The 12,504-nt window shown below is 61.5% G+C and carries 11 protein-coding genes; 8 read left to right on the forward strand and 3 right to left on the reverse strand.

Translation table 11 applies throughout. The features are described from left to right. Positions 1-173 precede the first annotated feature (173 nt). Together Uis1B_RS10415 and groL are read left to right on the forward strand one after the other, a co-directional pair. Entirely contained in the window at positions 174-377 is a 204-nt protein-coding gene (locus Uis1B_RS10415) for a cold-shock protein (RefSeq protein WP_100511864.1), read from the forward strand. A gap of 263 nt (positions 378-640) precedes the next feature. Then, complete coding sequence (gene groL / locus Uis1B_RS10420) at positions 641-2,257, forward strand: chaperonin GroEL (protein WP_101618084.1); 1,617 nt, start codon at positions 641-643, stop codon at positions 2,255-2,257. 160 nt (positions 2,258-2,417) lie between these two features. Here the strand turns inward: groL and Uis1B_RS10425 are convergent, their stop codons facing one another. Then, a complete protein-coding gene (locus Uis1B_RS10425) occupies positions 2,418-2,708 on the reverse strand; it encodes a WXG100 family type VII secretion target (protein WP_101618086.1) in 291 nt (96 codons plus the stop codon). A 101-nt stretch (positions 2,709-2,809) separates the two neighbouring features. Between Uis1B_RS10425 and Uis1B_RS10430 the strand changes: the two genes are divergently transcribed. The 5 genes from Uis1B_RS10430 to Uis1B_RS10450 all read left to right on the forward strand — a co-directional run bounded on the left by Uis1B_RS10430 (position 2,810) and on the right by Uis1B_RS10450 (position 7,998). Next, positions 2,810-3,718 carry a TPM domain-containing protein gene (locus Uis1B_RS10430; protein WP_133124924.1) on the forward strand — a complete coding sequence of 303 codons (909 nt, stop codon included), beginning with the start codon at positions 2,810-2,812 and terminating at the stop codon, positions 3,716-3,718. A gap of 3 nt (positions 3,719-3,721) precedes the next feature. Next, positions 3,722-4,465, forward strand: a complete 744-nt coding sequence (locus Uis1B_RS10435) for a response regulator transcription factor (RefSeq protein WP_101618090.1) — start codon at positions 3,722-3,724, stop codon at positions 4,463-4,465. 4 nt (positions 4,466-4,469) lie between these two features. Beyond that, on the forward strand, positions 4,470-6,347 hold the full coding sequence (locus Uis1B_RS10440) for a sensor histidine kinase (RefSeq protein WP_101618092.1): 1,878 nt from the start codon (positions 4,470-4,472) through the stop codon (positions 6,345-6,347). A gap of 91 nt (positions 6,348-6,438) precedes the next feature. Further along, entirely contained in the window at positions 6,439-6,828 is a 390-nt protein-coding gene (locus Uis1B_RS10445) for a cold-shock protein (protein WP_101618094.1), read from the forward strand. Between the two features lie 72 nt (positions 6,829-6,900). Further along, complete coding sequence (locus Uis1B_RS10450; RefSeq protein ID WP_101618096.1) at positions 6,901-7,998, forward strand: DUF3027 domain-containing protein; 1,098 nt, start codon at positions 6,901-6,903, stop codon at positions 7,996-7,998. A 92-nt stretch (positions 7,999-8,090) separates the two neighbouring features. On the opposite strand, the gene Uis1B_RS10455 is transcribed toward Uis1B_RS10450, so the two are convergent. Next, positions 8,091-9,095, reverse strand: a complete 1,005-nt coding sequence (locus tag Uis1B_RS10455; RefSeq protein ID WP_165782860.1) for a universal stress protein — start codon at positions 9,093-9,095, stop codon at positions 8,091-8,093. Positions 9,096-9,272: 177 nt separating this feature from the next. On the opposite strand from Uis1B_RS10455, the gene Uis1B_RS10460 reads away from it, so the two are divergent. Further along, positions 9,273-11,858 carry an ATP-dependent Clp protease ATP-binding subunit gene (locus Uis1B_RS10460; protein WP_101618101.1) on the forward strand — a complete coding sequence of 862 codons (2,586 nt, stop codon included), beginning with the start codon at positions 9,273-9,275 and terminating at the stop codon, positions 11,856-11,858. Positions 11,859-12,020: 162 nt separating this feature from the next. Here Uis1B_RS10460 and Uis1B_RS10465 read toward each other — a convergent pair. Beyond that, on the reverse strand, positions 12,021-12,504 hold a 484-nt coding region (locus tag Uis1B_RS10465; RefSeq protein ID WP_243390349.1), incomplete at its 5' end, for a transposase.

A 12,504-nucleotide genomic window follows, 5' to 3' on the forward strand; every position in this document is an offset into this window, starting at 1 on the left:
GTCATCGGTATATCGATTGACTGGACTTGTTGTCAGACCACCGTTTACAATGATTCGTTAGCGTGCGCTGATGTGCGTGAGCCGTCAGCGTTCATGTCGATACGTTCATATGTTCCGGGGGATGTGTCCATAGTGAACGTGGCGGCGCTATAACTTAAATAAGGGAAGTTGTTATGGCAACGGGTACTGTAAAGTTCTTCAACGCGACGAAAGGGTATGGTTTCATCACTCCGGAGGATGGCGGTGAAGACGTCTTTGTTCACTATTCGGCCATCAACGCCCAGGGATATCGTTCTCTGGACGAAGGGGACAAGGTCGAATACGAGGCTGAGAAGGGACCTAAAGGAATGCAGGCCACCACGGTGACCAAGTTGTAGCTCTGTTACCCCTTTTTGGTATGGACCCCGACGTGGAACAGCACGTCGGGGTTTTTCGTATCCGGGCACGGAATATTCCCGCTTGTATTCCCGCTCTTGCCGAGAGCATATTCACGCGTCGATGTTGGCACTCGACGCGGGAGAGTGCTAATGTGCCAATTAGCACTCGAAGCGTGAGAGTGATAATGCCGGGCAGCTGACGGCCGGGCCGCTCGAACGTGGACGGTGATTACGTACCACCAGCCATTTGGAGGAAAACAACCATGGCAAAGATTATTTCTTACGACGAGGAAGCCCGCTCCGGCATGCTGGCCGGTCTGGACAAGCTGGCCGATACCGTGAAGGTCACGCTTGGTCCGAAGGGCCGCAACGTCGTGCTCGACAAGACCTACGGCGCCCCGACCATCACCAACGATGGTGTGTCCATCGCCAAGGAGATCGAACTTGAGGATCCGTTCGAGCGCATCGGCGCCGAGCTGGTCAAGGAAGTCGCCAAGAAGACCGACGACGTCGCCGGTGATGGCACCACCACCGCCACCGTTCTGGCCCAGTCCGTCGTGCACGAGGGTCTGAAGAACGTGGTCGCCGGCTCCAACCCGATCGCTCTGCGTCGCGGCATCGAGAAGGCCACCGACGCCATCGTCAAGGAACTGGTCGCCGCCGCCAAGGACGTCGAGACCAAGGATCAGATCGCTGCCACCGCCACGATCTCCGCCGCTGATCCCGAGGTGGGCGAGAAGATCGCCGAGGCTCTGGACAAGGTCGGTCAGGACGGCGTCGTGACCGTCGAGGACAACAACCGCTTCGGTCTGGATCTGGAATTCACCGAGGGCATGCGCTTCGACAAGGGCTACATCGCCCCGTACTTCGTCACCAACGCCGACGACCAGACCGCCGTTCTGGAGAACCCGTACATCCTTCTGACCTCCGGCAAGGTCTCCTCCCAGCAGGACGTCATCCACATCGCCGATCTGGTGATGAAGTCCGGCAAGCCGCTGCTGATCATCGCCGAGGACGTTGATGGCGAGGCTCTGCCGACCCTGATCCTGAACAAGATCCGTGGCACCTTCAACTCCTGCGCCGTCAAGGCTCCGGGCTTCGGCGACCGCCGCAAGGCCATGCTGCAGGATATGGCCATCCTCACCGGCGCCCAGGTGGTTTCCGACGAGCTGGGCCTCAAGCTCGACTCCATCGACGCCACTGTGCTCGGCTCCGCCGCCAAGGTCATCGTCTCCAAGGACGAGACCACCATCGTCTCCGGCGCCGGCTCCAAGGAGGACGTGGAAGCCCGCGTCGCTCAGATCCGCGCCGAGATCGAGGCCACCGATTCCGATTACGATCGTGAGAAGCTGCAGGAGCGTCTCGCCAAGCTGGCCGGCGGCGTCGCCGTCATCAAGGTCGGCGCAGCCACCGAGGTCGAGGCCAAGGAGCGCAAGCACCGCATCGAGGACGCCGTGCGCAACGCCAAGGCCGCCATTGAGGAAGGCCTGCTGCCCGGTGGTGGCGTGGCCCTGATTCAGGCCGCCGCCAAGGCCGAGGGCGATGTCAAGCTCGAAGGCGACGAAGCCACCGGTGCCGCGATCGTCTTCCGCGCCATCGAAGCCCCGATCAAGCAGATCGCCGAGAACGCCGGTCTGTCCGGTGACGTGGTGATCAACAAGGTTCGCTCCCTGCCCGATGGTCAGGGCCTGAACGCCGCCACCAACGAGTACGAGGATCTGCTGGCCGCCGGCGTCGCCGACCCGGTGAAGGTGACCCGTTCCGCTCTGCAGAACGCCGCTTCCATCGCCGGCCTGTTCCTCACCACCGAAGCCGTGGTGGCCAACAAGCCGGAACCGCCGGCAGCCGCTCCGGCCGCTGGCGCCGACATGGGCTACTGATCCGGTAATCGACGTCCGGTCGAATAAGGATCGATCCCTTTCGAACATCGCTGACTGATCAGTGAAATAGCGCTCCGACCTGCACGGGCCGGGGCGCTATTTCGTTATGGTGCATGTCGTTCGCCATATCAGTCGGTCGCGGAAATCAACGAACCGTCGATCATCCGGCGAAGAGACGCGAGGCCTGGGTCTCGGCGTCCGTATAGACCATGGACGCCTGCGACAGCGCATGCTGGATGGATTCCAGCGAGCTTTCCATCTGCTGCTGGGCTGCGCGCCATTGGGCGGCCACGGACGCGAACTGCGTCGCCGCGCCGCCCCTCCAAACGCTTTGCAGCTGATTGAGATTGGCGTACATGCCGTTCACCGCCTGCCGAATCTGACTTACCGAGGCCGAAACCGCGGCGGATGACGACTGAATCTGCTCCGAATCGACTTGAAACTGCGGCATGATGATGTCCTTTCGCTAGTGGGTGTATTTTGCCGGGCTACGGTCGGATATGCCTCCGAACCGTTAGAGTTGAGACTATGATCAGCTCATCATTGGATTCAATGCGTACGGAACATGTGGTCGAACGTGCCTCGAATGGCCTGCCGTTGTGGAAAACCTTCGTTTGTACCAGACGATTGTGGATGATTTCGGCGTTGTTCACCGCGTTGTGTCTGATCGTCGCCTGTCTGGCAGGGCCCACCTCCGCATGGGCCGCCGATCCGACGACCAAACCCACGGCCGGCGCCACGGCCAGTCCGAGCGGCGGCGCGTCGTCGAGCACCTCCGGCATCGAGAAGATGACGATCACCGAGGACATCACCGATACCGAGAATCTGCTCGGCGACAATCTCGGTAAGGTGATGGATTCGGTCAAATCGACCAAGTCCGAAACCGGCGTCCGTGTCAAACTGCTGTTCATCCCCAATTTCATCGAAGGCGAGGATCCTCAGCAGTGGGCCGCCAGGGTGCTGAAGTCCACGAATCCCGATCCCAACACCGTGATGCTCGCCGTGGCTTCGGAACAGGGCAATCTCGTGGTGGCCGTCTCGTCCAACTCCGATGAATGGCTCAAAAGCCAGAAGACCGTGGACGATCTGTCTCAGGCCGCGCTTTCCCCGCTCACAGAAGGCGATACGCCCGATTGGTCCGGCTCGGCCATCGCGATGATGGATCAGATCAAAACGGTGAAGAAGACCTCCACCTCCTCGTCGATCACCAATCTCGGCGTGTGGATCTTCGTCGGATGCTTGGTGCTGCTCGCCGTGGCGGCCCTCGCATTCCGTCTGTTCAAGGGGCGTGGCAAGAACGCCCATGCCGATCGTCAGCTGGCCCGCAGACAGCGTCGTCGGGCCAAAAAGCGGAACGATCATGATTCGAAGGATGACGACGGCGATTCCGGCGACGACTCCACTGCTACGGATGATCCAGAAAACATTCAGGAAACGCTCAGTACCAAGCGCGAAGGTTGAACCATGAGCAAATCCATTGAAGCATCCATTGTCGTTGTGGACGACGAGCCCTCCATCAGGGAGCTCCTGGTGGCCTCGCTGCATTTTTCCGGTTTTGAGGTCAATACGGCGGCCTCGGGATCGGAAGCCATCGAAGTCATCGAGAAATGCAATCCCGATCTCATCGTGCTCGATGTCATGCTGCCGGACATCGACGGATTCACCGTCACCCGCCGCATCAGGCAGGAAGGCATCGACGCCCCGGTGCTTTTCCTCACGGCAAGGGACGATACCCAGGACAAGGTGATGGGCCTTACCGTGGGTGGCGACGACTATGTGACCAAGCCGTTCAGCCTGGAGGAGGTGGTCGCCCGCATCCGGGCTATCCTGCGTCGTACCCGTGAGCAGATCGAGGATGATCCGATCATCCGCGTGGCCGATCTGGAGATCAACGAGGACTCCCATGACGTGACCCGTCACGGACAGGTGATCGAGCTGAGTCCCACCGAATACAAACTGCTCCGATACCTGATGGACAACGAAGGGCGTGTGCTTTCCAAGGCGCAGATCCTCGATCACGTCTGGCAGTACGACTGGGGCGGGGACGCCGCGATCGTCGAATCGTACATCTCGTATCTGCGCAAGAAGGTGGACGGCATCACCTATACCGACGAGGACGGTGAGGAAAGGAAGGTCGATCCGCTGATTCAGACCAAGCGCGGCATCGGATACATGATCCGTGCGCCGAAGTCCGCACCGGGAGCCTGAACCCGTGGGCCAGACACCCAAACCGCGTAGGGAAAACCTTCTGATCAAGAAGCTGGACGCGGTTTCCCTATCCACCAAGGTGGTGGCGATCATCCTGATCCTGCTGCTGTGCAGCGGCGGTCTGATCGCCTTCGCTGTGCGTCAGCTGGTCGGTGCGTACATCGTGGAGAAGACGGACACCCAGCTGCAGCGGCAGGCCACGCTGGTGCTCAACAACATCTCCACGCTGCAGCAGTCCGACCACACCGATTCGCTGGGACTCATCGACTACTACGTGCAGATTCGAGACAGCGACTACCGCATCCAATCCACCCCAGTGGTGCCGGTGCTGCCCGACAACGTGGTCTCCACACCGACCCTGCCGGATTCCGGCACGATGGGGAGCGTGAAGATCGGTGAGCCGTTCACGACCAACGCGAACGTGCAGATCGAGGGAAGCAACGCGAGTCGTAGTTCACTGAGCACGGCGATGGCTCCATGGCGTGTGATCGCCGTGCCGTGGAAGATGAACGAGGTTCGGGACGCCAACACGGGCAGACTGATCTCCGGTGCGAGCCACGGTGTGGCATTCATCGGGCTTTCCCTGCACGACATGAACGACACGCTGCAGATCATCACCAAGTACTTCATCGTGGTGGGGGCCGCCATGGCGGTGTTCGCCACCATCATGGCCACCATAGCCATCGATCGCACGCTGCTGCCGCTCAAACGGATCGAGAAGACGGCCGCCAAGATCGCGGCCGGCGATCTTTCGCAGCGTGTGCCCCGATCTCCCGAGAACACAGAGGTGGGGTCGCTTTCCGCGTCGCTGAACGCGATGCTCTCGCGCATTGAGCGCAGCTTCCGCGAGCAGGAATCCACCACCAACAAGATGAAGCGGTTCGTTTCCGACGCGAGTCATGAACTGCGAACCCCGCTCGCCGCCATTCACGGCTACGCCGAGCTGTACAAGATGCAGCGGGAGTATCCGGGTGCGCTGGAACGCGCCGATCAGGCGATCGACCACATCGAGAAGTCCAGCACCCGTATGGCCGCACTGGTGGAGGATCTGCTCTCCTTGGCCCGCATGGATGAAGGTCGTGGCGTGGATATCAACCAGCAGGCGCATCTCAGTGAGATCCTGTCCGAATCCTCGGAGGACCTGCACGCCCTCGACCCGGAACGGGTGATCACCTGCGGCGGTGTGGAGATCTCGGGCGGTTCCATGCCTGTGGCGAGCGTGCCCGTCACGGCGAAGGGCGATGCGAAGTCCGGAGGGAAGGGCAGGAACGGCAAGGCCGTCAAGAACAAGGGCAAACTCAAGGAGACGCCGCAGGCGGTCGCGCCCGTCGAACCGGCCAGCATCCGGTTCGTACCCGGCGACGTGCCCGATGTGACGATCAAGGGCGACCCGTCGAGGCTGCGTCAGGTCATCACGAACATCGTCGGCAACATCCACCGCTATACGCCGTCCGATTCCTCGGTGGAAATGGGTGTTTCGGTGATTCGGGCGTCCCTTTCCGGTGTGGATCTCGGCACGATGGCGTCCACCGACGTCTCCCTCGATCATTTCATACAGGCCGCGCAGGTTTCCGCGTCCACCGGGTCGGGGCGTGACTTCGCCGTGCTGCAGGTCATCGATCACGGTCCCGGCATGCCGGCGCAGGCGAGGTCCATGATCTTCGAACGCTTCTACACCGCCGATCCCTCCCGGGCTCGTCAGAAGGGCGGCACGGGGCTTGGCATGGCCATCGCTCAGTCGGCGGTCAAGGCGCATCACGGACTCATCTGCGCCAGCGACACGTTCAAAGGCGGACTGACGTTCACCGTGATCATTCCGGTGGATCACACGCCTTCGGCGGCGTCGACTGCATCCCAGAGCATAGCCACGGCGAAGGCGTAAGGTACAATATCTAGTTGGCTTCATGGCCACAAGCCCGAGCCGGTACATGTAATGGTGTGCGCGAATTGATCAGTAGTGAGGTGTTATCGATATGCCCAGTGGCAAGGTTCGTTGGTTCGACGCGAAAAAAGGCTATGGTTTCATCACCGATGAGGATGGTCAGGACGTGTTCCTGCCTGCCACGGCCCTTCCGCAGGGTACCACCACGCTTCGTAAGGGGGCCAAGGTCGAGTTTTCCGTGGCTACCGGGCGAAAAGGCCCGCAGGCCATGGGCGTGACGGTCATCGGCCCGATGCCGTCGATGGTCAAGGCCACCCGTCCCAAGCCGGACGATATGGCCGCCATCGTGGAGGACCTCATCAAGCTGCTGGATTCCGCGGGCAATGGGCTTCGTCGCCATCGCTACCCTTCGAATGCGGAGTCCAAGAAGCTGGCTACGCTACTGCGTGCGGTGGCCGACAACTTCGACGTTCAGGACTGAACCTCCGATAGGCGGATGGCTCAACAATCGATGCTCACAAGCGAGATGCTCACAAACGGTAAGGACTACTCCATGACCTCAACCACTCCGGATCCCCGATCCATCGCCCAGGCCGTGGCCTATGAGGTGGCGGACGAGGACGCTCAGGTCGGCGATTTTCTGGGAGTCACCGAACTGGAGGACGGCGTCAGCGATTTCCGGTTCGCCGCCAACATCGTCGGCTATGAGGGCTGGCAGTGGTCGGTGACCCTGTATCACGACATCGAAATGGATACGTGGACGGTGAATGAATCCTCGCTGGTTCCGGGCGAGGATTCATTGCTGCCCCCGAAGTGGGTGCCGTGGAAGGACCGTTTGAAACCGGGGGATCTGGCCGTCACCGATGCCATCGGCACCGAGCCGGACGATCCGCGCCTTGAGGACGGCTTCCGCCTCACCGGGAAGGCCGACGCAGATGGGGGCGAAGACGCTGATGAGATCGAAGGCACTGATGCAGCCGATGCGGCTGCCCAGACCGACGGAACCGATGAAGCCGATGAGACGATGGAGATCGTCCACGAGTACGAGCTTTCCCGCCGTCGCGTGCTCACGCCGCTCGGTCGTGCGCAGGCGGCGCAGCGCTGGTATGCCGGACCTCATGGACCCAAGTCGTTGTCGACCAAGACCGCGGATGGTCTGGCCTGCGAGAACTGCGGATTCTTTGTGCCGCTGAAGGGGGAACTCAATCTGCTGTTCGGCGTATGCGCCAACAAGTGGAGTCCGGACGATGGCCGTGTGGTTTCGCGGGATCACGGGTGCGGTCAGCATTCCGAAATGACCCCTCCCGAACCGAGCCGCCTGTGGGTGCAATCGAAGCCGGCTTTCGACGACCTTCACATCGATATCGTGGCGCAGGCTCCCCGCGAGGAACGGGGTCAGATCGAGGCGATCGAGTCGGCGGACGACGATGACGCCACCGAAGAGGACATCGAACGCAACACCGTGGTCGACGACGAACTCGATACGACGGCGGATGATGCCGATGAGGTTTCCGGCGATGAGCCGGTGATCGAGAACACCGTGGATCTCAGGGAAATTGCCGATCGGGTTGAATCCGATCGGGACGATGACGACATCGACGATGTCGAAACCGACGGGGACGACGCCGAAGCCCCGACGACGAACGACTGACCGGCTACCGGGCGGATGCCCGACCGCCGGTCAGTCGCCGGCGATATCTGATTGGTTCTGCGGTATCTGATTGGTTCTGCGGTGTGCCTTCTTCAGTGCACCACGGTGACGGTGCACTCGGCGTTGTCCACCACCTGCTTCGATACCGAGCCGAGGAAGTGCGCGTCAAGCCCGGAAAGCCCTCGCGAACCGACGACGATGCGATTGGCGTATCGGGATGCGCTCACCAGACCCTTGCCGGCGGGAATGTGGAATGCATGGGCCTGAACGTCCATGCCGTCAGGGATGTTCGCCTTGGCCACGGCGTCCCGCACCACTCGCTCGGCATGGGCCTGCCCCTCCTTGACGGAGGGCACCGTCGTCTCGTAGCCGGGAAGTTTGCCCAGATCCTTCATCTGCCAGCAGAACAGCACCTGCAGCGGCCGTTCGTTGATCTTCGCCTCGTCGATGGCGAAGTCCAGCGCACGCTTCGAGGTGGTCGACCCGTCGATGCCCACCACCACGGGAAGTCGGTGCCGCTCGTCGAGCATATGCTCGGCGTCGACGTTCTTCATGCTGGAGGCATCGGGATTCAGCGCGGCGGCGATATCATCCTCCGCATTCGTCGTCGCGGGTTCGCTGCCGGGGTGCACCACCGTCACCGGCACCTTCGCCTCCTCGGCCAGCGATGAGGACAGCGATCCGAGGAACCACCGTGCCACACGGCCGAGGGATCGTCTGCCCACCACGATCTGCGCGGAGTCGGCGCCGATGTGCAGCAATGCGGTGGATCCGGAGGCCTTCACCGACGTGAGTTTGAGATCCTCCGGATTGAAATCGATGCCGTCCGACGCCTGATCCACCCATTGCCGCAGCGATTCGGAGATGTCGTGGCGCATCTGCGCCCATTCCTCATCACTGTCCGGCTCTCCGCCCATATCCCACGAATGGGTCCATGCGAACACGGCATTGACCTTCTGCCCGGTTTTGCCGGCCTCGATGAGGGCCCATTTGAGTGCGGCGAACGATTCGTCCGAACCGTCCACGCCGACGACGATATCCCCCTTGTAGGTGTCGGTGGCGCCATTGCCCACGACACGTTCCGTAGATTCAGCCATGATGACCTCCTGCTTGCAGTTGTCTCCCAGCATAGTCGACCGGAACGGTTTTGCCGCGGAACCCATGAGCAGAGCCGCGATTGTGGTTAAGTTCACAGCGCAATATACGGGCGTCGGGGAATGTTCGTCACCGCGGATCTGTAGAGTAATACAGAGTTTCATTAGGGAGGACAAAGCATGTTCGAACGGTTTACCGACCGTGCCCGCCGCGTCATCGTACTTGCTCAGGAAGAGGCAAGGGCGCTGCAGCACAATTACATCGGTACGGAGCATCTGCTGCTTGGCCTGATTCGCGAGGGCGAGGGTGTGGCCGCCAAGGCTCTGGCTTCCAAGGGCGTCGAACTCGACGCCACCCGTAAGCAGGTCGAGGAGATGATCGGCAAAGGCAATGCGGCTCCGAATGGGCACATTCCCTTCACTCCGCACGCCAAGCAGGTGTTGGAACTGAGCCTGCGCGAGGCCCTGCAACTGGGCCACAGCTACATCGGCACCGAGCATATTCTGCTTGGCCTGATTCGCGAGGGCGAGGGTGTGGGCACGCAGGTGCTCATCAAGATGGACGTCGATCTGGGAGATCTGCGTACCGCGGTGATCGATCTGATCCGTGGCGGTCAGAACGGCGGCGAGGAAGGCAAGGGCGATCTCGCCAATGCCGGCGGCGTGCAGAACAAGACCAGCCAGACCGGTTCCGCCATTCTCGACCAGTTCGGTCGCAATCTTACGGCGGAGGCCGCCGAAGGCAAGCTCGATCCGGTGATCGGCCGTAGCGAGGAGATCGAGCGCGTGATGGTCGTGCTGTCTCGTCGCACCAAGAACAATCCGGTGCTGATCGGCGAGCCCGGCGTCGGCAAGACCGCCGTGGTGGAGGGCCTCGCCCAGAAGATCAACGCCGGCGACGTGCCGGAGACGCTCAAGGGCAAGCAGGTCTACTCGCTTGACCTTGGTTCCATGGTGGCCGGTTCGCGCTACCGTGGTGATTTCGAGGAGCGTCTGAAGAAGGTGCTCAAGGAGATCAAGACCCGCGGCGACATCGTTCTGTTCATCGACGAGATCCACACCATCGTCGGAGCCGGTTCCGCGGATGGCGCTCTGGGCGCATCCGACATGCTCAAGCCGATGTTGGCGCGCGGCGAGCTCCAGACCATCGGAGCCACCACCACCGAGGAGTACCGCAAGTACATCGAGAAGGATGCGGCTCTGGAGCGCCGTTTCCAGCCGATTCAGGTACACGAGCCCACCATCGCCGAAACCATCGAGATTCTCAAGGGGCTGCGTGAGCGGTATGAGAACCACCACCATGTGACGATCACCGACGGTGCGTTGCAGGCCGCCGCCGAGCTTTCCGCCCGGTACATTCAGGATCGCAACCTGCCCGACAAGGCCATCGATCTGGTGGATGAGGCCGGTGCCCGTCTGCGCATCAAGCGTCTGACCGCCCCGCCGGAGCTCAAGCAGCTCGACGCCAAGGTAGCCAAGGTGAGCGCCGACAAGGACAAGGCCATCAAAGATCAGGACTTCGAGAAGGCCGCGGAGCTGCGCGACAAGCAGGAGAAGCTTGAATCCGAACGCAAGGAGAAGGAGCAGTCCTGGCGCGAAGGCGAGTCCGACGTGTCGATGGTTGTGGACGAGGACGTGATCGCCCAGGTGATCAGCTCCTCCACCGGCATCCCCGTGTTCAAGCTCACGCAGGCCGAATCCAAGAAGCTGCTCAACATGGAGAACGAGCTGCATAAGCGCATCATCGGTCAGGATGACGCGGTTTCCGCGCTGTCCCGTTCGATTCGCCGTGCACGAGTCGGCTTGAAGGATCCGAAGCGTCCGTCCGGTTCGTTCATCTTCGCCGGCCCCACCGGCGTGGGCAAGACCGAGCTGGCCAAGGCGCTGGCCGAGTTCCTGTTCGACGACGAGGATGCGCTGATCCGCGTGGATATGTCCGAGTTCTCGGAGAAGTACCAGTCCTCGCGACTGTTCGGCGCCCCTCCGGGATACGTCGGCTACGAGGAGGGCGGCGAGCTCACCGAGAAGGTGCGCCGCAAGCCGTTCTCCGTGGTGCTGTTCGATGAGATCGAAAAGGCCCACCCCGACATCTTCAACACGCTGTTGCAGGTGCTCGACGACGGTCATGTCACCGACGGCCAGGGCCGCAAGGTGGACTTCAAGAACACCATCATCATCCTGACCACCAACCTCGGTTCCAAGGACATCGCCAAGTCCGCGAACACCGGTTTCTCGCTGGGTGCGAACACCGAGTCCAGCTACCAGCGCATGAAGGATCAGGTCAGCTCGGAGCTCAAGCAGCAGTTCCGCCCCGAGTTCCTGAACCGTCTGGACGACATCATCGTGTTCAAGCAGCTGACCGAGGAGCAGGTGCGTCAGATCGTGGATCTCGACGTCAAGCAGCTCAACGATCGTCTGTTCGAGCGCCACATGTCGCTGGAGCTGAGCGACAAGGCCAAGGATCTGCTTGCGCAGAAGGGCTTCGACCCGCTGCTGGGTGCCCGTCCGCTGCGCCGTGTGATCCAGCGCGACATCGAGGACGCCATCTCCGAGAAGATCCTCCTCGGCGAGCTTGGCGACAACGAAGCCGTGATCGTGGACGCGGAGGGCGAGGGCATCCTCGGCGAGTTCACCTTCAAGGGCAAGCCGCTCCTCGACGCCGAGTCCGCTCCGGCCAAGACCGCCGCGGACGGCGAAGCGACGGAGGCTGCGGATCCGGTGCCGGCAGGCGCCGAAGCCAACGATGACGAGTCTGCTGAGCAGTGATCTCGGCATAGGCGCAATGCCGTATTGAGTGAGCCCCGATCGAAGAGTGTTCGATCGGGGCTCACTGGTTTATCCGTCTCTTCCGATTTTGGTGTGTAAGGGCCGTGCGGTTTCATTCGTTGTGTGAAAGAAAAAATGAGAGGCTTCTGTTGTTTTCGTGGGTTAGTTGGTGGGCTCCGGCAGTCGGATGTCGAGGCCGCCGCATCTGAGCATGACGAAGCTGATGAGGTTGTTCACGTGGTGGAAGCCGTAGGCCATGCGGATGGTGACCTTGATGCGGTTGTTGAACGCCTCGAGCCTGGCGTTGGAGTAGCCGAGCTCGATCGTGCGCAGGATGTCGGGCCGGCGTCTCCTGATCTTCCTGGAGAGTTCGACGATCTCGGGGATGCGGCTGTGGGACGCCCAGAATACCCAGTGTTTGAGCTCTCCGCGGGCCTGTTCGATGGGGTGTCTGAGCAGGTTGCGCAGGAGTTCCTTGAGCCGCCATGCGCGGTAGAGCTGTCCCCTGGGATCCGTGTTCCCCAACGCGGTGAGGGATTCGTCCTGCCGTCCGGTGAGATGGTCGGGGTTCTTCAGGACCGCGTACCTGACGCCGCGCATGCGTTTCGTGGTCTCCTCGTCGCCTTCGCGTCTGGCCTGGTTCCAG

Origin of the sequence: Bifidobacterium margollesii, from assembly GCF_002860355.1 — a bacterium.
Taxonomy (GTDB): Bacteria; Actinomycetota; Actinomycetes; order Actinomycetales; family Bifidobacteriaceae; genus Galliscardovia; species Galliscardovia margollesii.